This window comes from Vannielia litorea, from assembly GCF_019801175.1.
GTDB lineage: Bacteria > Pseudomonadota > Alphaproteobacteria > Rhodobacterales > Rhodobacteraceae > Vannielia > Vannielia litorea_B.
In genome coordinates, this window is the sequence record NZ_JAHVJR010000001.1 from 2,518,530 (window position 1) to 2,538,490 (window position 19,961).

At 65.1% G+C, this 19,961-nt stretch carries 19 protein-coding genes and 1 tRNA gene; 6 read left to right on the forward strand and 14 right to left on the reverse strand.

The genetic code is table 11. The features are described 5' to 3' along the window. Positions 1–70 precede the first annotated feature (70 nt). Entirely contained in the window at positions 71–919 is an 849-nt protein-coding gene (locus KUV38_RS12275) for a GH25 family lysozyme (RefSeq protein WP_315898621.1), read from the forward strand. Positions 920–943: 24 nt separating this feature from the next. On the opposite strand, the gene KUV38_RS12280 is transcribed toward KUV38_RS12275, so the two are convergent. Then, positions 944–1,017: transfer RNA gene (locus KUV38_RS12280), tRNA-Gly, on the reverse strand. A 185-nt stretch (positions 1,018–1,202) separates the two neighbouring features. On the opposite strand from KUV38_RS12280, the gene KUV38_RS12285 reads away from it, so the two are divergent. Genes KUV38_RS12285 through KUV38_RS12300 form a run of 4 tightly spaced genes read left to right on the forward strand, consistent with a single transcriptional unit; the run spans position 1,203 to position 5,160 of the window. Then, positions 1,203–1,871 (forward strand): paraquat-inducible protein A, encoded by a 669-nt coding sequence (locus tag KUV38_RS12285; protein WP_222470323.1) that lies wholly within the window; start codon positions 1,203–1,205, stop codon positions 1,869–1,871. Continuing rightward, complete coding sequence (locus tag KUV38_RS12290) at positions 1,868–2,488, forward strand: paraquat-inducible protein A (protein ID WP_222470324.1); 621 nt, start codon at positions 1,868–1,870, stop codon at positions 2,486–2,488. The genes KUV38_RS12285 and KUV38_RS12290 overlap by 4 nt, the downstream gene beginning before the upstream one ends. Next, complete coding sequence (locus tag KUV38_RS12295; RefSeq protein ID WP_222470325.1) at positions 2,485–4,590, forward strand: intermembrane transport protein PqiB; 2,106 nt, start codon at positions 2,485–2,487, stop codon at positions 4,588–4,590. Before KUV38_RS12290 ends, KUV38_RS12295 begins: the two co-directional genes overlap by 4 nt. Before the next feature lie 3 nt (positions 4,591–4,593). Then, positions 4,594–5,160 (forward strand): membrane integrity-associated transporter subunit PqiC, encoded by a 567-nt coding sequence (locus tag KUV38_RS12300; RefSeq protein WP_222470326.1) that lies wholly within the window; start codon positions 4,594–4,596, stop codon positions 5,158–5,160. Positions 5,161–5,167: 7 nt separating this feature from the next. On the opposite strand, the gene KUV38_RS12305 is transcribed toward KUV38_RS12300, so the two are convergent. After that, positions 5,168–6,298 (reverse strand): CaiB/BaiF CoA transferase family protein, encoded by a 1,131-nt coding sequence (locus KUV38_RS12305; RefSeq protein WP_222470327.1) that lies wholly within the window; start codon positions 6,296–6,298, stop codon positions 5,168–5,170. A gap of 241 nt (positions 6,299–6,539) precedes the next feature. Here KUV38_RS12305 and KUV38_RS12310 point away from each other — a divergent pair, with 241 nt between their 5' ends. Beyond that, positions 6,540–7,382: a MaoC family dehydratase N-terminal domain-containing protein gene (locus tag KUV38_RS12310; protein WP_222470328.1), complete on the forward strand. Its 843-nt coding sequence runs from the start codon at positions 6,540–6,542 to the stop codon at positions 7,380–7,382. A gap of 30 nt (positions 7,383–7,412) precedes the next feature. On the opposite strand, the gene KUV38_RS12315 is transcribed toward KUV38_RS12310, so the two are convergent. The 12 genes from KUV38_RS12315 to KUV38_RS12370 all read right to left on the reverse strand — a co-directional run bounded on the left by KUV38_RS12315 (position 7,413) and on the right by KUV38_RS12370 (position 19,876). Beyond that, entirely contained in the window at positions 7,413–8,339 is a 927-nt protein-coding gene (locus KUV38_RS12315) for a LysR family transcriptional regulator (protein ID WP_222470329.1), read from the reverse strand. Between the two features lie 17 nt (positions 8,340–8,356). Further along, on the reverse strand, positions 8,357–9,517 hold the full coding sequence (locus KUV38_RS12320; RefSeq protein ID WP_222470330.1) for an acyl-CoA dehydrogenase family protein: 1,161 nt from the start codon (positions 9,515–9,517) through the stop codon (positions 8,357–8,359). A 137-nt stretch (positions 9,518–9,654) separates the two neighbouring features. Next, positions 9,655–10,479: a sugar phosphate isomerase/epimerase family protein gene (locus KUV38_RS12325; protein WP_222470331.1), complete on the reverse strand. Its 825-nt coding sequence runs from the start codon at positions 10,477–10,479 to the stop codon at positions 9,655–9,657. Then, on the reverse strand, positions 10,479–11,636 hold the full coding sequence (locus tag KUV38_RS12330) for a dihydrodipicolinate synthase family protein (protein WP_222470332.1): 1,158 nt from the start codon (positions 11,634–11,636) through the stop codon (positions 10,479–10,481). The genes KUV38_RS12325 and KUV38_RS12330 overlap by 1 nt, the downstream gene beginning before the upstream one ends. A gap of 1 nt (position 11,637) precedes the next feature. Continuing rightward, positions 11,638–12,789, reverse strand: coding sequence for a Gfo/Idh/MocA family protein (locus KUV38_RS12335; protein WP_222470333.1), 1,152 nt, complete (start codon positions 12,787–12,789; stop codon positions 11,638–11,640). A gap of 25 nt (positions 12,790–12,814) precedes the next feature. Further along, entirely contained in the window at positions 12,815–13,900 is a 1,086-nt protein-coding gene (locus KUV38_RS12340; RefSeq protein ID WP_222470334.1) for an ABC transporter ATP-binding protein, read from the reverse strand. Next, positions 13,893–14,984: a Gfo/Idh/MocA family protein gene (locus KUV38_RS12345; protein ID WP_222470335.1), complete on the reverse strand. Its 1,092-nt coding sequence runs from the start codon at positions 14,982–14,984 to the stop codon at positions 13,893–13,895. The genes KUV38_RS12340 and KUV38_RS12345 overlap by 8 nt, the downstream gene beginning before the upstream one ends. Beyond that, entirely contained in the window at positions 14,981–16,021 is a 1,041-nt protein-coding gene (locus tag KUV38_RS12350) for a Gfo/Idh/MocA family protein (protein ID WP_222470336.1), read from the reverse strand. The genes KUV38_RS12345 and KUV38_RS12350 overlap by 4 nt, the downstream gene beginning before the upstream one ends. A 4-nt stretch (positions 16,022–16,025) precedes the next feature. Continuing rightward, a complete protein-coding gene (locus tag KUV38_RS12355) occupies positions 16,026–16,886 on the reverse strand; it encodes a carbohydrate ABC transporter permease (RefSeq protein ID WP_222470337.1) in 861 nt (286 codons plus the stop codon). Beyond that, positions 16,883–17,836 (reverse strand): sugar ABC transporter permease, encoded by a 954-nt coding sequence (locus KUV38_RS12360; RefSeq protein WP_315898467.1) that lies wholly within the window; start codon positions 17,834–17,836, stop codon positions 16,883–16,885. Before KUV38_RS12360 ends, KUV38_RS12355 begins: the two co-directional genes overlap by 4 nt. Before the next feature lie 6 nt (positions 17,837–17,842). Continuing rightward, a complete protein-coding gene (locus KUV38_RS12365; RefSeq protein WP_222470338.1) occupies positions 17,843–19,123 on the reverse strand; it encodes an ABC transporter substrate-binding protein in 1,281 nt (426 codons plus the stop codon). Positions 19,124–19,216: 93 nt separating this feature from the next. Next, entirely contained in the window at positions 19,217–19,876 is a 660-nt protein-coding gene (locus KUV38_RS12370) for a TetR/AcrR family transcriptional regulator (RefSeq protein ID WP_222470339.1), read from the reverse strand. Between the last annotated feature and the right edge of the window lie 85 nt (positions 19,877–19,961).

Here is a 19,961-nt window from a genome sequence, read left to right on the forward strand (position 1 = left end):
AGGGCGAGGCTTGGTATAAACCCAGCGAGGCATAAAGCATGAAAACAGCAGGAGACTGATCGTGCGGACAGTGAAATTGAGCGCCCCGGGGCTGGCGGTGCTGTTTGCGTTGATATTGGCAGGCTGCGGCAACCCCCAGCTCGACGGGCCTGCCGCGCCCTCGATGCCGCGGATGGCAGAGGGCGAGAAGGCCACCCAACTCCACGTCAGCGCCAGTGCGGCGCCGGGCATCCCGCGCGGCTTCGGCGATGTGAAGCCCCATGAATGGGGCGCGATCAGCCCGGCCAACTACCAGGTGCACGGCATCGACGCCTCGCGTTATCAGGGCGAGATCGACTTTTTCGCGGCCCGCCAGTCGGGCATCCGCTTTGCATGGCTGAAGGCCACCGAGGGCGGCGATCACCTTGATCCGGGCTATGCGATCAACGCGCCCCGCGCCCGTGCGGCCGGCGTGCCGGTGGGGGCCTATCACTTCTACTATTTCTGCCGCACGCCCGAAGAGCAGGCGGCGTGGTTCATCCAGAACGTGGGCCGCGTGGCGGGAGACCTGCCGCCAGTGCTCGATATGGAGTGGAACCACCAGTCCCGCACCTGCTCGGCCCGCCCCGGCGCCGCCGATGTGCGCGACCAGATCGAGCGTTTCACCGCCATCGTCGGCCGCCACTACGGCACCCGCCCGGTGATCTACACCACGCCCGATTTCTACAAGGACAACGACCTCGGCCAGATGCGCGGGCAGGAGTTTTGGCTGCGTGCGGTCACCAAGCACCCGTCGGAAGGCTACCCGGACGAGCGTTGGAGCTTCTGGCAGTATTCCGGCACCGGTATTGTGCCCGGCGTGGCCGGCAAGGTGGACCTGAATGCCTTTGGCGGCAGCTTCGAAGGCTGGCAAAGCTGGCTGCTCGCGCGGCGTCAGTAGGGCGGTGATGGCAGGAGAAACGGCTGGAGCGGGCGGCGGGAATCGAACCCGCGTCATTAGCTTGGAAGGCTAAGGTCTTACCACTACACAACGCCCGCTCAGCAGGTGTGCGGTCTAGTTGAAGCGGCGGGCAGCGTCAAGGCGAGGCTTGGCGTGCCATCGGATGCGGCGGGCCGGGTTTGCCGCCGCATGCACCCCTGCGTGATCGGGCCGGGTTAATGCTTGTGACCCCACCGGGGCGAGGCTAGGCTCGCCTGCACCCTCACGAAAGCCCCGCACCGGCATGACGGTTACGAGTGATGTTCCAAGGGCCGATCTGATCGGCTGCCCCAATTGCGACCTGCTGCACCGCGCGAAGCCTATCGCCGAGGGCGAGCGTGCCGTGTGCCAGCGGTGCCACACGGTACTGATCGCACCGCGGGCGGCGGCCTACAGCCGGGCACTGGCGCTCTCCGTGGCCAACCTCATTCTCGTCACGGCTGCCGTCTTTCACCCGTTCCTCGAGATCCACGCCGCCGGGATCGTGAACCGCGTGTCGCTGCTGGATGTGGCCACCAGCTTCGGCACCGGGGCGCTGGTTGTGGTGACCGTGACCTCGGTGGCGATGATCCTGCTGGTGCCGCTCTTGCGGGCGCTCCTGCTGGCCTATGCGCTCACGCCGCTCGCGCTCCAGCACCGGGCCTATACGGGCGCCCGCTGGGCCTTTCGGGTGGCGCAGGAGTTGAAGCCTTGGGCGATGACCGAGATCTTCGTGATCGGCTGCGCGGTGGCGCTGGTGAAGGTGGCGGGGCTTGCCCGGCTCAACTTCGGGCCTGCGTTCTGGATGTTCATCGCGCTCTCGGCCTTCGTGATCCTCGTCGATCGGTCGCTCTGCACATGGTCGATCTGGTCGGCGCTGGACGAGGCGGAGAAGAAGCCGCGCAGGCAACCGGCGCGACGGGTACGGCAATGACCACGGCACGCGAAGAGGGGCTGGTGACCTGCCGCACTTGCGCCCGGGTCTGGCCGGGCATGGCAGAGGCCTGCGGGCGCTGCGGCGCAAGGCTCTCCTCCCGCGATGCGCTGAGCCTGCAGCGGGTCTGGGCGTGGTGGATCGCCGGGGTGGCCTGCTACATCCCCGCCAACCTCTACCCGATGCTGGTGACCGAAACCCTCACCAGCCGCTCCGAAAGCACGATCATCGGCGGCGCCATCGACATTGCAAAGCACGGCGACCTTGGCATCGCGCTCATCGTGCTGATCGCCTCGGTCTTCATTCCGGTGGTGAAATTCATCGCCATCGCCTACCTCGGCCTGTCGGTGAAGCTGCGCTCACAGCAAACCCCGGTGGGCCGGATGCACCTGTTTGAAGTCATTGAGTTCATTGGGCGTTGGTCTATGATCGACGTTTTCGTGGTTGCCATTCTGAGTGCGCTGGTGCAGCTCTCGGTGGTGGCCTCCATCCAACCGGGGCCAGCTGCCCTCGCCTTTGCGCTGTCTGTGATCTTTACCATGTTCTCCGCCAAATCCTTCGATCCCCGCCTGATCTGGGACTACCTGCCCACCCGGGCCGGGAGCCGTGCGCCATGAGCGAGGCGATCGACGAGTTGAAGGTGCAGCCCGGCGGCGGGCGCAGGGGTATCTCCCTTGTCTGGGTGGTGCCGGTGCTGGCGTTGGTTATCGCGGTCGGGGTAGCATGGCAGAACTACGCCAACCAAGGCACGCTGATCGAGGTGGCCTTCCCGAATGCGACCGGCGTGCACCCCGACGAAACCGAGCTGCGCTACCGTGACATTGCCGTGGGGCAGGTCGAGGAGGTGCGATTCACCGATGCGCTCGATCAGGTCATCGTCAGCATCCGGGTGGATCAGGAGATCGCGCCCTTCGTCGATGCAGACTCGCAGTTCTGGCTGGTGCGCCCCGTAGTGACCACGCAAGGGGTCTCGGGCCTCGATACGGTGCTCTCGGGCGTTTACATCGAGGGCGACTGGGATGGCGAGGCAGGCACGCCAGCCGCCCGCTTCGATGCGCTGGAGAAGGCGCCGCTTTTGACCGGCGGGCAGACCGGCACGCTCATTTCCCTGAGCTCCACCGCGGGCCTGCCGCCCACGGCCACGCCGATCCTCTACCGGGGGGTCAAGGTCGGCGAGCTTGGCGAGTCGACCATTGCCGATGACGGCCAGACCATTGTGGCCGACGCGGTGATCTTTGCGCCGCATGACCAACTCGTCTCCACCACCACGCGGTTCTGGGATGTCTCCGGCATCAGCTTTTCGCTCGGGGCCGCCGGGGCGAAGGTGGACTTCTCCTCGCTGGCTTCGCTCATCTCCGGCGGTGTCACCTTCGAGACCCTCGGCTCCGGCGGGGCTCAGATCGAGGAGGGGCGGGAATTTTCGCTCTATGCCGATGAGCAGGAGGCGCGGCAGAGCTTCCTGATCGACAACGAGGTCGGCGGCATCGAGTTTCTGGCGATCTTCGACCAGAACCTTCCGGGCCTGCGCATCGGCTCGGCGGTTCAGCTGGGCGGCGTGCAGATCGGCGAGGTGACGACCATCACCGGCGTGACCGACGAGGCCCGCTTCGGCGATGGCCGGGTGCGGTTGCTCACCACCCTGCGGCTCGTGCCCAAGCGGATCGGCTTTACTGGAAACGATGACGGCAACGACGAGGCCGCCTTTGTCGACTTTCTCGAGCGCCGGGTGAACGAGGGGCTGCGGGCGCGGCTGGCCAATGTGGCGCTGCTGACCAATGAGCTTCAGGTCGAGCTCTTCATCGCGCCGGGGGCGACCTCGGCCATTCTGGACCGTTCGGCAGACCCCTTTCCGCAAATCCCGACCGTCGCGCCCAATGTGACCGATGTGACGACGACCGTGCAGGACCTGCTGAAACGGATCGATAACCTGCCGGTGGAGGATGTGATGTCGAGCGCCATCGCCTTCCTCGATGCCTCCACCAAGATCGTCGCCAGCGAAGACTCGCAAGCCATTCCGACCGAGATCGCCGCCACGCTGGCCGAGCTGCGTGAGACCATCTCAAGCACCCGCTCGCTGGTGGAATCCGAGGAAATCGCCGCGCTTCCGGGCGAGATCGCCGCGCTGTCGGCCAGCCTTCAGGACACGGCGAACCGGATCAACGCCATCGTGGTCGATGTCGAGGAAAAGGCCGTGGTCGCGCAGCTGACCGAGACCATCGCCGCCGTGGGCGCTGCTGCCGATACCCTGCCCGGCCTCGCCAAGCAGGCCAGCGCGGTGCTGAGCGAGGCCGAGAAGCTCTCGTTGCAGGACCTCGCCGACCGCGCCGAGGCGCTGCTCACCTCCGCCGAGAAAGTGCTCGACCAAGACAGCACGCGGGCGCTTCCAGAAGAGCTAAACGCCACGCTGACCGAGCTGCGCAGCACGCTCGCCACCCTGCGCGAAGGCGGGCTGGTGGAAAACGCCAATGCCACGCTGGCCTCTGCCCGGGGCGCGGCCGAGTCCGTCTCCAAGGCCAGCGAGTCGCTGCCCGAGCTGTCGGCCCGGCTGAACCGGCTCGCCGGGCAGGCCGGGGCAGCGGTTGATAACTACGGGCGCGATGGTCAGGCGGGGCGCGAGCTCTCCTCGGCGCTGCGCCAGATCGAGGCCGCCGCGGCGGCGCTCGAAAGGCTGGCCCGCCAGATCGCCCGAAACCCCAACTCCCTTCTGATCGGACGCTGACCCATGCCCCGTTTGCTCGCCCTGCTGGCCGCCCTCGCCCTTACCGCCTGCTCCGGAGACGATATCCGCGTGGCCCCCGGCGGGCAGGTCGCCCCCGCACCGCCCAGCGAGCGTGTTGGCATTCGCTATGGCAGCGTCGAGGTGGTGCTGGTCACCATGCCCACCTATGCCACCACCGAAGAGATCATGGTCGCCGCAGAAGGCGGCACGCTGGTGCCGCTGGGCGCGCTCTGGTCCGATGAACCGGCCCGCGCCATGACGCTCCAACTCGCGCGGGAGTTGGGCGTTGTCACCGGCCGTGTCGTTGCGCCCGAGCCCTGGCCCTTCCGCGACCCGGCGGATGCGCGGATCGACGTGCGGGTGGAAGATTTTCATGCCACACGGCGTGGCACCTTCCGCGTGGCCGGGCAGTATTACGTGGCACCTGAGGATCAGGGCCGCGAGGTTGCCCGTGGCTTTGCCGTGGAGGCGCCGATTCAGGGTGAGCTGACCGCTTCCACCGTGGCCGCCGCCCGCACCGCCGCCGTTGGTCGCCTCGTGGTGGCCCTTGCCCGCGACGGGCTGCGCTAGGCGCCCGTCAGGCGCTCTCGCCAAACTCTGCCCGCAGCGCCGCCGTGTGCTCGCCCAGCGCGGGCACCGGCCCGAACTCCGGCACCTGCCCGTCCGCCAGTGCGCCCGGCGACAAGAGCCGCACAGGGCCTGTAGGCGTTTCGACCTCGACGTAGCGGTTTTGCGGATGGCGAGCGAGATCCTCCATCGTGCTTACGCGCCCATTGGCGATGCCCGCCGCGTGCAGCTTGTCTGACAGGGCGTCGCGCGGCTGCTCGGCAAAGATCTCGCAAATGAGCGCATCCAGCTCTGCCCGGTTCGCCACGCGCGCGGAATTGCTGGAAAACTTCGGGTCGGTCGCGATCTCTGGCCGCTCCAGCACGCCTTCGCAAAACTTAACCCATTCGCGCTCGTTCTGGATCGAGAGCAGCACCAGCTTGTCATCGGACCCGGCAAAGGCGCCGTAGGGCGCGATCGTCGGGTGGCTGAGGCCGTTCCGCGCGGGCTCTTTCCCGCCATAGGCGTATTGCAGATAGGGCACGTTCATCCAGTCAGTCAGGGCATGGAAGAGGCTCACCGCGATGTGCCGCCCCTTGCCGGTGATGCCGCGCCCGATCAGTGCCTGCAGCACCGCCTGATGCGCCGTCATCCCGCAGGCAATATCGCAGACAGACACCCCCACACGGGCCGATCCCGCCTCGTTGCCGGTGATGGCAGAAAGGCCGCTCTCGGCCTGCACCAGCAGGTCATAGGCCTTCAACTTCGCATAGGGCCCCTCGTCGCCATAGCCCGAGATCGACACGGTGATCAGCCGGGGGTTGGCCGCACGCAGGGTCTCCGGCGCATAGCCCAGCCGGTCGATGGCGCCGGGGGCGAGGTTTTGCACGAACACGTCCGCCTTGGCGATCATTACCTCCAGCACCGCCCTGTCGGCCTCCGCCCGCAGATCGAGGCAGATGGATTCCTTGCCCCGGTTCAGCCAGACGAAATAGGCGCTCTCGCCATGCACCAGATGATCGTAGGCGCGGGCAAAATCGCCCTCCTCGCGCTCGATCTTGATCACACGCGCCCCTGCCTCGGCCAGACGGCCCGTGAGGTAGGGCGCGGCCACCGCCTGCTCGATGGAGACGACCAGCAGGCCCTCGAGATCTTTTGTCATGTCAGTCTCCCTGGTGTCACCATCCGCATGCCCGGCACGGGCAAACTGGCCCGTGTTCTGCCTGAAGCACCGGGCGCGGGCAATCTTTGCAGCAGGCTCCGGGGCGGGGGAATAGCCACGCAGGATTGCCGGCATTGGCCGCGCCTATCGCATCATTGCCCATTCGTGGTTTTGACTATGACGTTCCGGCATGAGCAGCTAGGCAAAACGCAGCCGCAATCTGACCGGAAGGCGCCCCTACATGACAGACACCGCCCCCGCACTCGAAAGCTGGGTTGGCCGCACCGAGACGGCGGAAGACACGCTCGATCTGCGCCCGGCCCGGCTGATGCAGAGCATCCTGCCCCACAGCGCGCCGCTCCAGACCGGCGATGTGCTGCCGCCGCTGTGGAACTGGCTCTACTTTCACCAGCCCGCCCCGCTGGACCAGCTCGGGCGCGACGGCCACCCCAAGAAGGGCGGCTTTTTGCCCCCGGTGGACCTGCCGCGCCGCATGTGGGCGGGCGGGCGCTTCGAGTTTCCCGGTGATCTGCGGATTGGCGAGGCGGTGCAAAAACGCTCCGAAATCCTGAAGGTCGCACAGAAGGAAGGCCGCAGCGGCAGGCTCTGCTTTGTCACCGTCGAGCACCGCTACCTTCAGGGCGGTGAGACCCTCTGGCGCGAGGAGCATGATATCGTCTACCGCGAAGATCCCGCGCCCGGTCAGCCCAAGCCCGCCCCCGCCCCTGCGCCCGAGGCGTTCACCGAGCAGGAGGTGGTGCAGCCCTCCATCGTCATGCTCTTCCGCTACTCGGCGCTCACCTTCAACGGCCACCGCATTCACTACGACCGGCCCTATTGCCGCGAGGTGGAGGGCTACCCGGACCTCGTCTTCCACGGACCGCTGACCGCCACTTTCCTCGCCGATTTCGCCCGCCGCAAATCGGAAGGGCGGATGGAGAGCTTCAGCTTTCGGGCCGTCAGCCCGCTGTTCGATACCGCCGACTTCGGCATCTACCTGAGCCAGAATGATGGCCTGACAGAGGCCTGGGCCTGCACGCCCGAGGGCCACCTTGCGATGAAGGCCGAGGCGCGGTTCAGCTGAGCCATCGGCCCGGTGGCCGGATGGGCGCGGTCAGACCACCCTGCCCTGCCACAGCCCTCGCGCCACCAACTCGCGGATGATCCGCAGGGTCACCTCCTCCACCGTGCGTCCGGCGCGGGTAGAAACCCGTTCGGGGTGGTGCACAAGCTGCACCGGGCGGGTCATCACCGGCTGGCAGATCGGCACCTGCAAAAGCTCGCCCCGCTCCACCTGCTTCTGCGTCGCGGCGGGGGCAAAGATCGCATAGCCCGAGCCGCGCGCCACCAGCTCGATGATCTGCTGCATCGCGTCCATCTCGATCACCACGTTCAGCGCCACGTCATGGGCCTCTTCGTAGCGCCGGATGGTGTTGCGCAGCCCGCTGGTCGGCAGGATCATGTCGACCCCGCTCAGCGCGCTGAAGGGGATCGGCTGGTCGGGCGGCTGCTTGAAGGGCCAGGCATCGGGCGCGGAGTAGAAATAGAGCTCCTCGTCGATGACATGGGTTCCCTCGTATTTTTCGATATCCTTCATGTCGTAGATCAGCGCCATATCCACCGTGCCGTCATCGAGCCACGGGGTCAGGTAGCCGCTGATTGCCTCCACCACTTTCAGGCGGATGTCGGGATACTCGAGCCGGATGGTCTCGGCCAGCGGAACGGAGAGGACCATCGAGGCCGAGGGCGGCATGCCGAAGGAGACGGTGCCGCTCACCGTTTCGCTGAGGTCGCGCAAGTCCTGCACGCAGCGCTCCATGTCGGCGCAGATGCGCTTGGCGTGGGCGTGCAGCACCCGCCCCTCCTCGGTCAGCCGGATGCCGCGCGGGGAGCGGTCGAGCAGCCTGACGCCCAGCTCCTCCTCCATCTTCTGCACATTCTGCGAGAGCGAGGGCTGCGCCACGCCCAGCACCTGCGAGGCCACCGAGAGCGAGGGCGCCTCGGCAATGGCCAGAAAGTAACGCAGGTTGCGAATGTCCATGGGCGCTCCCGGCAGGGTCAGAACGAGCGTGGCATGCCGAGGATATGCTCGGCCACGTAGCTTAGGATCAGGTTGGTCGAGATCGGCGCCACTTGGTAGAGCCGGGTCTCGCGGAACTTGCGCTCGACATCATACTCGTTGGCAAAGCCGAACCCGCCATGAAACTGGATGCAGGCGTTGGCGGCCTCCCAGCTCGCCTTGGCAGCGAGATACTTGGACATGTTGGCCTCGGCGCCGCAGGGCTTGCCGGCATCATAAAGCGCGCAGGCCTTCCAGCGCATCAGGTTGGCCGCCTCGACCTCGATGAAGGCCTCTGCGATCGGGAACTGCACACCCTGGTTCTGGCCGATGGGCCGGCCAAAGACCTTCCGTTCGTTCACATAGGCGGTCACCTTGTCGGTGAACCAGTAGCCGTCACCAATGCACTCGGCGGCGATCAGCGTGCGCTCGGCATTGAGGCCGGTGAGGATATATTTGAAACCCTTGCCCTCCTCCCCGATCAGGTTTTCCTCGGGGATTTCAAGGTTGTCGAAGAAGAGCTCGTTGGTCTCGTGGTTGACCATATTGGCGATGGGCTTCACTTCCATGCCGCCCTTCATCGCCTCCTTGATATCGACCAAAAAGATCGACATGCCCTCCGACTTCTTGCTCACCTCCGCCAGCGGCGTGGTGCGGGCGAGCAGGATCATCAGGTCGGAGTGTTGAACACGGCTGATCCAGACCTTCTGGCCGTTGATCACGTAGCGGTCGCCCTTTTTCACGGCCGTGGTCTTTAGCTGGGTCGTGTCGGTGCCGGTGGTCGGCTCGGTCACGCCCATGCTTTGCAGCCGCAACTCGCCCGAGGCCAGCTTGGGCAGGATACGCTGGCGCTGCTCCTCGGAGCCGTGCCTGACAAGCGTGTTCATATTGTACATCTGGCCGTGGCAGGCGCCCGAGTTGCCCCCTGCGCGGTTGATTTCTTCCATGATAACCGAGGCTTCCGTCAGCCCGAGGCCGGAGCCGCCATACTCTTCGGGGATCAGCGCCGCCATCCAGCCCTCCCGGGTGAGCGCCTCGACAAAGTCCTCCGGGTAGGCCTTCTGCTCGTCCACCTTGCGGTGATACTCGGGCGAGAACTGCGCACAGAGCGCCTGCACGCCTTCGCGGATGTCCTGATAGTCGTCTTCGAGAAAATTCATCGCGGCTGGCCTCTGCTCGTCATGCGGGAGTGCCGGTGTTGTGACAGGTTTTGCCTATAGCGCAAATACTTTGGGCCGATCCTTGCTATAAGAAGACCCAATAGCTCACGCCGGGCGTGACAGCGGGCGCGGGCGGTTCAACACACCTCGCGGTGCCTAGCGATGCAGGTTTGCAAAACCTCGTCGATGTCGCGGGTCCACCAATCGTCCTTCGAGAAGATCTCGACCTCATGGAAGCCTGTGTAGCCCTGCGCCTCGACCCAGCCGCGGACCATGGCGATATCGGCCAAGCCATCGCCCATCATCCCGCGATCAAGCAGCAGGTCTTTGGTCTCCCGCTTGAAATCGCAGATGTGCCAGGCGTGGAGGCGGTCCTTCCCGGCCCGCGCGATCTGGGCTTCCAGCTCCGGGTCCCACCAGATGTGATAGATATCCGCCGCCACGCCGATGCCGCCGCCGATCTCGTCGCAGAGGTCGAGCGCTTGCCCGAGCGTGCTGACAACCGAGCGGTCGCCGCAATACATCGGGTGCAGCGGCTCGATGGCGAGCTTCACCCCGGCGGGGCGGGCATAGTCGTTCAGTGCCGCGATCCCATCGCGCACCTGCACCCGGGCGGCGGCAAGGTCGCGCGAGCCTTCGGGCAAGCCGCCGCAGACCAGCACGAGGCAGTCGGCGTTCAACTCGGCTGCCTCATCCACGGCGCGGCGGTTGTCTTCAAGCGCGGCGGCGAGGCCCTCTGGCGTGCTGGCCGGAAACATTCCGCCCCGGCAGACGCCGGAGACCTTCAGCCCGAGGTCGCGGATCTGGCGGGAGGTCTCCGCCAGCCCGGTCTCGGCAATCTGGTCGCGCCACGGCGAGACGGCGGGAATGCCGTTGCGGGCCACCGCCTCCAGAATCTCCGGCAGGCTGTAGCGCGCCCGCACGGTGGCGGTGTTGATCGAGAGTTGCGAGATATCGGGCATCAGGCCACCCCGCGCGTGCGCATCAGGTCCGCCATGCGGGCAGAGGCACGGTCCGGGTCGGTCAGCAGGCCAGCCTTGTCGGCCAGCCGGAACAGCTCTGCCAGATGCAGCGTCGAGCGGGTGCTCTCCTGCCCGCCAACCATGGTGAAATGGCTCTGGTGGCCGTTGAGCCAGGCCAGAAAAACCACGCCTGTTTTGTAAAACCGCGTGGGCGCCTTGAAGATATGGCGCGAGAGCGGAACGGTGGGGGCAAGGATCTCATTGAAGCGGTCGGCATTGCCCGCCGCGAGGTGCTTGAGCGCCGCAGAGGCCGCCGGGGCGATGGCATCGAAGATACCAAGGAGCGCGTCGGAATAGCCGTGCTCGTCCCCCTCGATCAGCTCGGCATAGTTGAAATCATCGCCGGTATACATCCGCACCCCGTCGGGCAAACGGCGGCGCATGTCGATCTCGGCTTCCTTGGAGAGCAGGCTGATCTTGATGCCGTCAATCTTGCCCGCATTCTCCTTGAGGATCGCGAGGCAGGTGTTCATTGCGGTCGGAATATCATCCGAGCCCCAGTAGCCTGCGAGGGCCGGGTCGAACATATCCCCCAGCCAGTGGATGATGACGGGCTCGGTCGCCTCGGCTAGCACTGCAGCATAGACGCGGGCGTAATCCTCGGCGGATTGCGCCGCCGCCGCCAGCGCCCGGCTGGCCATCAGGATCACCCGGCCCCCGGCCCCCTGAACCGCCGCAAGCTGTTCGAGGTAGGCGGCGATGATCGCGTCGATGCCAAGCTCGGGCGATGGGACCAGATGATCGGTGCCCACGCCAGAGAACACCGATGCCCCCGGCACGCCCCTGGCCTCGGCCACCGAGCGGCGGATCAGCTCCTGCGCCTCCTCCCAGCCCAGCCCCATGCCGCGCTGCGCGGTGTCCATCGCCTCGGCCACGGCAAAGCCGTGCTCCCAAAGGTGGTGGCGGTAGGCCAGCGTCGCCTCCCAGTCGATGGCCGGGGTGAGCCACGGGTCCACGTCGGCCAGCGGGTCGGCAACGACATGGGCGGCGGCAAAGGCGATGCGGGTCATCGGCACCCCCGGCGCGGCGAAGTCGGACGCCGCGCCGGGGGTGTAGGGGGCAAGCCCCTCCGGGCCGGGGAGGATGAGGCCCGCCATCTCAGGCCACCAGATCCGGCACGTCGAGCCAGCGCCGCTCGGCCCAGCTTTGCAAGCCCAGCTGCGCCAGCTGCACGCCGCGCGCGCCTGCCATCAAGTCAAACTCCCAGGGCGCATCCTCGGCGACGTGCCGCAGGAACATCTCCCACTGCGCACGGAAGCCGTTGGTGAAGATCTGCGTGGTCGGCACCTCGTCCCAGTTTTTGTAGAAATCCAGCGGGTTGGGCACATCGGGGTTCCAGACCGGCTTGGGCGTGTTGACCCGGTGCTGCGACACGCAACTCGTGAGGCCCGCCACGGCAGAGCCGTGTGTGCCATCGACATGGAAGGTAACCAGATCGTCGCGCTGCACGCGGGTGCACCACGAGGAGTTGACCTGCGCGATGATCCCGCCCTCCAACTCGAAGGTGGCATAGGCGGCATCATCGGCATCCGCCGTGTAGTGATCGCCGTTCTCATCCCAGCGGTCGGGGATATGGGTGGCCCCGAGGCAGCTCACGCTCTTCACCGCGCCGAAGGTATGGTCGAGCACGTAGCGCCAGTGGCAGAGCATATCGAGGATGATCCCGCCGCCGTCGTCTTTGCGATAGTTCCACGAGGGCCGCTGCGCCTCGCGCCAGTCACCCTCGAAGACCCAATAGCCGAACTCGCCGCGCACCGAGAGGATGCGCCCGAAAAAGCCGCTATCAATCAGGCCCTTTAGCTTCATGATGCCGGGAAGGAAGAGCTTGTCTTGCACCACGCCGTTCTTGATGCCTTTCTCGCGGGCCAGCTTGGCCACGGCGAGCGCCTCGCCCAGATCGTCCGAGGTTGGCTTTTCGCAGTACACCGCCTTGCCCGCCTCGATCGCCTTGCGCAGCAGCCCGCCCCGCATCTGCGTGGTGCCCGCGTCGAAGAACAGCGTGTCATCAGAGTTTGCCAAGCAGGCATCCAGATCATCCGACCAGCGCTCGATGCCCTCCTCCTTCGCCAGCCGCTCGATCTTGGTAGCGTTGCGGCCCACGATGATCGGGTCGGGCATGAGGCGGGTGCCATCCTTCAGCACCACGCCGCCATCTTCCATGATCGCCTTCACGGAGCGGACGAGGTGCTGGTTGTAGCCCATGCGCCCGGTGACACCATGCATGATGATGCCGATACGTTTTTCAGTCATTTCAAACCTCTCTTGCCGCCCGCCCTCAGGCGTGACGGATGACTTTTTCATCGGCACCGAAGATGTGGAACTTGCCGCCCTCGAACCCGAGGAAGAGCTTGTCCCCGGCCTCGACGCGGGCCTGGCCCTTGATCTCGACCGTCACGGTGCCGCCGTGGGGGAGGGCCACGTAGACATAGGTTTCACCGCCGAGCTGCTCGGCGATCTGCACTTCGCCCGAAAGCACCGCCTCAGCCTCGGGCACGGGAACGAGGCTCTCGGGGCGGATGCCGAGCGTCACCACCTCGCCTTGCGCAGGCGGGTTGGGGATTTCAGTCGTAAGACTGTGCCCGCCTTCCAGCTCGATCGTGGCACTGGTGCCGCTGACCGAGGTGATCGTGCCGGGCAGAAAGTTCATACGGGGGCTGCCGAGGAAACCCGCGACGAACACGTTGGCAGGCGTGTTATAAAGCTCCAGCGGCGTGCCGACCTGCTCGATCAGCCCCTTGCGCAGCACCACGATCTTGTCGGCCAGCGTCATCGCCTCGACCTGATCGTGGGTCACGAAGATCATCGTCGCCCCGAGGCGGCGGTGGAGGCGGTTGATCTCGACGCGCATCTGCATCCGCAGCTCGGCATCGAGGTTGGAGAGCGGCTCGTCGAAGAGGAAGATCTGCGGCTCGCGTACGATGGCCCGGCCAATCGCGACCCGCTGGCGCTGCCCGCCCGAGAGCTGGCCGGGCTTGCGCTCGAGCAACTCGTTGATCTGGAGGATGTCGGCCGCCTCCTGCACCTTCTGCTCGATCTCCGCCTTCGGCACCTTCATGGTTTCAAGCCCGAAGGCGAGGTTCTTGCGCACCGACATATGCGGGTAGAGCGCGTAGGACTGGAACACCATCGCCAACTCGCGCTTGGCAGCGGGCATCTCGTTGACCACGGCGCCATCGATCAACACATCGCCGCCCGAAATCTCCTCAAGTCCCGCGATCATGCGCAGCAGGGTGGACTTGCCGCAGCCCGAGGGGCCGACGAAAACCACGAACTCGCCGTCTTCCACCTTCAGGTCGATCCCATGGATCACCCGCAGGCCGCCGAATTCCTTGATGACGTTCTGAAGCTCCAGTTCAGCCATGTGCGGTGTCTTTCTTCATCGTGTCGAGCCAGCCGTTATAGAAGGGGTGATCTGCCCCGATGGGCAGGGAAACGCTCTCGCCGCTGCGGGCAGACCAATAGGCCGCCGTGAGCAGCTCGATGGAGCGGCGCGCGTCGGCTAGAGTGACGGGCAGCTCGGTGCCTTGCGTCAGCGCCGCGTGCATCCGGTAGAATTGGCCTTCGAACCGCTCGGGCAGAGGCTCGAAATCCTCCAGTGCGGCCTCGATCTTCGCCGTGGCCTCCGGGTCGTCATGCGGAAAGGTCCAGGGGTCGTGATCGGGGTGATAAGGGCGGCGTCCGCTCTCGGCGGCAAGATCATCAAAGCAGAACCGCAGACGCGACATCTCCTCGCGCGAGCCGAGCGTGACCGACGAAGAGGCCATGGCCCCGCTCTCGAACTCGAGACTCAGCAGCCCCATGTCCTCGGTCTCGTTGCCGTTCACCCGGCGCGAGGTGCGGGCGTTGACCGATTTGATCGGGCCGAGCACCTCGCAGAGGATGTCGTGAATGTGGATCGCATGGGTGGTAAAGCAGCCACCCGTCTCGCCATCCCACGTGCCGCGCCACGAGGCGCGGGAGTAGTAGGTTTCACCGCGATACCAATGAGTTTCGGCGGTGGCCACGGAGGGGCGGCCAGCCAGCCCCTTGCCCACCAGATGATGCAGCTTTTGGAGCCCGTGGCCGAAGCGATACTGGAAGATCGGGCAGGCTCGCTTGCCGGTTTTTTCCGCCGTGGCGATAAGCGCATCGCATTCCGCCAGCGAGCGGGCGACGGGCTTTTCGATCACCACGTCAAAGCCAGCTTCCATCGCCGCCGTGGCCTGATCGAAATGCAGGCCCGAGGGCGTGCAGATGTCGATCAGGTCGAGGCCGAGATCGTAAAGCGCTTCCATGCTGTCCGGGCGTTCGGGGATGCCGAACATGTCGGCCACCTTGTTTTGTCGCTCGGGCGAGATGTCGGCCAGCGCCACCACCTCGTAGAGGTCGGGAAACTCACCGTATCCTTCGGCATGGCTGCGGCCGATACCGGAGCCGACGATGCCGACGCGCAGACGCTTGCTCATGCCGCACCTCCAGCCGGACGGCTGCCGCCGACCCGCTCGGCCATCGCATGGGCCTGCAAGGCAAGCTCCATCGCGAGGAAGCAGTGCTTCTGCGTCATGGCGGTATCGGTCCGGTTGCGCACATCGTCCCGCAGCTTCGCGCCATAGGTCAGCTCGGTATCGGAGGCGTCGATGTAGTGCGTGCCCTTTGCGTCGGTCAGGAACAGGTGGTTATCTCCTGCGCGGCCCTCCACATCCATGTACTTGCGCAGCTCAATCACACCCTCGGTGCCCATGATGAAGAGCCGTCCGTCCCCCCAGACAGGCGAGCCGTTGGGCGTGAACCAGTCCACCCGGATAAAGCCCGTGGCCCCCTCGGCGGCCACGACGGCATGGCCGTAGTCGAGGAAGTCGGGGTGATCCGGGTTGTCGAAATTGTCCTCCACCGCGTGCAAGATCCGCGCCTCGGTGGCCCCGGTGATCGAGAGGAACTGCTCGAACTGGTGGCTGGCGATATCGGTCAGGATCGAGCCGTTGCGGGACGGGTCCCAGAACCAGTCTGGCCGAGGATTGTTGCCCAGCTGATGCGGCCCCAGCCCGGTGGTGGAGATTACCCGGCCAATCGCCCCGGCCCGCACAAGCTCCAGCGCGCGGGCGGTAGATTTCTGCCGGTAGTGCTCGGAATAGAGGATCGAGCAGATGCGCCCGGTCTCGGCCTGCACCCGGCGCAGATCGTCCAGCTGCGCGAAGGTGGTGCAGCCGGGCTTGTCGATCATCACGTCCTTGCCCGCCCGCATCGCCCGCAGCGCCATCGGCGCCCGGTCCACCGGAATGCCCGCGCCGACCACCAGCAAAACGGCCTCGTCCTCCATGATCTGCTGCTCATCGGCCACCCGCTCGGCCTGCGGATACTTGCCCGAGAAGATCGCGGCGAGGTCGTCTTCCACGGCGTAAAACTTGGTCAACCGGCAGCCGGCTCCCAGCATCGCATCCACTTGGCCGTAGATGTGGTTGTGGTTGATGCCGACAACGGCAAAGTCGAAGGGCTCTGAAGACATTGATTTACCTCTTGAGCGCGCCGAGGGCGACGCCGCGGATGATGAGCCTCTGGAAGGCGAGGAAGACGATGAACACGGGCACGAGCGAAAGTGTGGACATGGCAAACAGCTCGCCATAGAGGCTCTCGCCGCCGGAACTGTCGACAAAGGCCCGGAGCGCCAGCGGCACGGTGTATTGGCTCATGTCGTTCAGGTAGATCAGCGGGCCGAGGAAGTCGTCATAGGTCCAGATGAAGGAGAAGATCGCGGCGGTGGCCATGACCGGCGTGGAGAGCGGCAGCATGATCTTCCAGTAGATCCGCCACGGCCCGCAGCCATCCATGATCGCCGCCTCGTCGATCTCGCGCGGGATGCCGCGGAAGAACTGGACCATCAGGAAGATGAAGAAGGCATCGACGGCAAGAAACTTCGGCACGATCAGCGGCAGGAAGGTGTTGACCCAGCCGAGCTTGAGGAAGAGCACATACTGCGGCACCAGCGTCACGTGATAGGGCAGCATCAGCGTGCCAAGCATCAGCACAAACCAGATCTTCCGGCCCCGGAATTCCAGCCGCGCGAAGGCATAGGCCGTCATCGAGCAGGCCATCAGGTTACCTACCACCGCGAAGAAGGCGATGATGAAGGAGTTCATGTAGAAGGTGGTGAAACTCTCCCGAAAGGTGAACCAGCCCTGAAAGTAGCTCGTCAGGTCAAAGCTGGTGGGCAGGGCCGTCGGGTCGGAGAAGATCAGCTCGTCGGGCTTGAAGCTCGACATGACCATCCACAGCAGTGGGTAGATCATGAGGATCGAGGCGAACCCGAGCACGAAGTGCCGGAGCACTTGGCGACGGACCTTTGTGGCGCGGCTTTCGTTGAAGGCTTTCATCGCTGCTCATCCTCGTAATAGACCCAGTATTTCGAGGTGCCGAAGGCGATGGCGGTAAAGATCGCGATGATCACCAGCAGGATCCAAGCCAGCGCAGAGGCATAGCCCATGCGGAAGTTGGCGAAGGCCTCGAGGTAGAGGTAAAGCGAGTAGAACATCGTGCTGTCCACCGGCCCGCCGAGACCGCCGGAGACGATGTAGGCCTGGGTGAAGGCCTTGAAGGCTTCGATGGTCTGGAGCACGAGGTTGAAGAAGATCACCGGCGCGAGCAGCGGCAGGGTGATTTTCCAGAACTGCCGCCAGCCCGAGGCTCCATCCATCGAGGCGGCCTCGTAGAGGTCTTGCGGCACCTGCCGGAGCCCGGCGAGGAAGATGATCATCGGCGAGCCGAACTGCCAGATCGCCAGCACGATCAGCGTGGAAAGCGCGTAGTCGGGGTGGGTGATCCAGGCCGGGCCCTGAATGCCGGTGACGAAGAACAGCAGTTGGTTGATCAGCCCGTCCGCACCAAAGAGCTGGCGCCAGAGCACGGCGATCGCCACCGAGGCGCCGAGCAGCGAGGGCAGGTAGAAGGTGGCACGGTAGAAGGCCACGCCCCGCACCGACCGGTCGAGCACCATGGCCAGCAGGAGCGCGACCGTGAGCTTGAGCGGCACGGACCACAGCACGTAGGTGAATGTCACCTCGATCGCCTTGCCGAGGCGGCGGTCATAGAAGGCGGCGTATTCGTAGTTCTTAAGCCCTGACCAGCGCGGCGAGGTCAGCAGGTCGTAATCGGTGAACGACAGGTAGAGCGAGGCCAGCGTTGGCCCCAGCGTCAGCCCGAGGAAACCCACGAGCCATGGCAGGAGAAACAGGTAGCCCGCGCCATTGCGGCGCCAGATACGGGCAAACCTTCCCTCGGTGGAGGGCGCAGAACGCCCTCCCGGATTGGTGCTGACACTGGTCACTGGAGTTTACCGCTTCAGGATACGCGCGGCGTCGTCATACCAGGCGGTTGCGCCCTCTTCCGGCGTGACCTGGCCGAACGCCACCGACTCCCAGGCCGGCCGCAGGGCGCGGTCGATCTCGCCGGCATTGGCCGGCGGCGGGGGCGGCAGCGCACCCACGCGGGTGTCGACCATGTTGAGGAAACGGATGATCTTCTGCTCGGTCTCGGTGAGGCCGGGGGTGATGCGCTCGCGGATGGAAGCATCGGCGGTCACACCACGCTCGATGAGCAGAATGTCGTTGGCGCCCTCGTCGCTGACGAAGAAGCTGATGAACTTCGCCGCAGCCGCCTTGTCGCCCGCATTGGCCGACATCGAGAAGAACATCGAAGGCTTCATGTAATGCCCCGGGCTGTCGCCTGCGTTGGGGATCATCACGATATCCACCTCGTCGGTCATCAGCTGCTGGTTGCCGACAAGCTGGTTGGAATGGATGAAGCCGAACAGCGACTTGCCGTTCACATGCATCCGCTCTTCCATCTTGCCGCTGTCCTGCGCCTGCACGTCGGCAGGCTGGGTCAGCCCCTCGTCCTGCATCATCTTCCAGTAGACGAAGTAGTCGATCACGTCCTGCACATCGAAGCCGAGCTCGCCTTCGGAGGTGTAAAGATCCTTGCCGCGCGACCGGACCCAAGTTTGCAGCCGTGGCTCCTGGCTGCCCATGTTCTCCGAGAAGGCCATGCCATCGGGCAGCTGATCCTTCAGCTCCTTGCCGATGTTCACAAAGTCCTCGGTTGTCCACGTGGTGCTGTCGGGCAGCTCGTAGCCGATGTTGCTGAGCACGGCCTTGTTGTAGACGTGGGTCATCGAGTTGGCGCCCAGCGAGATGCCGTAGGTCTTGCCGTCGACCATGCCACCCTTGAGCTGGTTCTCGTCGTAGTCCGACACGTCGATCTCGTTGCCGAAGTAGCCGTCAAGCGGCTCAAGCTGGCCGCGCCGCGCCCATTCGAAGATGTAGCGATAGTCCATCTGGAGCACGTCGGGCAGGCTGTTGCCCGCGGCCTGCGTGGCCAGCTTCTGCCAGTAGTCGCCCCATGCGTAGGTTTCGGGCACCACCTCACCCATGCCGCCGCCCTCGTAGAGTTCGACCACGGCATTGGTGCGCTTGTCGCGCTCCGGGTTGCCCCACCAGATCAGGCGCACGCTGCCGTTTGCCTGTGCCAGAGCACCGGTGCTGGCCAGCGCCCAGAGTGACGCGCCGCCGCCCATCAGGCGGCCGAATCCGCGACGATCCATCTTCAGTGTCATGATTTCCTCCCAAATTTCTTTTGAGCAGGCTCCTCCTCCGAGCCCGGCCGGAGGGCCCTCCCAGACCCCGGCAGAAAAAAGGTAACTCGCTGGTTACTTTCTGGCAACTGTTTTGAAGCTGAGGTAGCTCATCGCCACGTCCACGGCGTGAGCACGGCGCTCGGCGAGGCCGACCTCGGAGTTGAGCGAGGCATCGAAAACCACTGAAAGTGTGTGGATATTCGAGAAGAAGAAGTAACTGAGCCCGGCGATGGTGATGTACATCTGAACCGGATCGACCCCGCCCCGGAACACGCCAGCAGCCTCGCCCTCGGCAAGAACATGCCGGATCTGCCCGATGATCGGAGAGTTCATCTCCTTCAGCTCCGGCATCTCGGCCACGAATCGGGCGCGCTGGATGTTCTCGGTCGCCAGAAGCCGCAGAAACCACGGGTTGGCGTGGAAGTGGTCGAAGGTGAAGCCAACGAGCTTGGCCATCGCGTCATAGGGTGGCAGCGCGCCCAGATCGAGCTTGCGCTCGGCGGCACGGATATCCTGATAGGCCTCCAGCAGGACCGCCGTATAAAGCTCGGTCTTGGAGCCGACATATTCGTAGATCAGCCGCTTGTTGGCCCCGGCCCGCTTGGCCACGCGATCCATCCGCGCCGCCTCCAGCCCGTATTCGACAAACTCCACCCGGGCGCTGTCCAGAATGTCGCGCGTGGTCTTCTCGCGGTTCCACTCCCGCTTTTTCGGCTTTGCCGTTTGATCCATGGCCAAACCCTCCTGCCGCAGCATATCCGTTGACACCCCGGATTGACCATACATAGTAACCAGCGAGTTACTTTTGGGAGGAGTA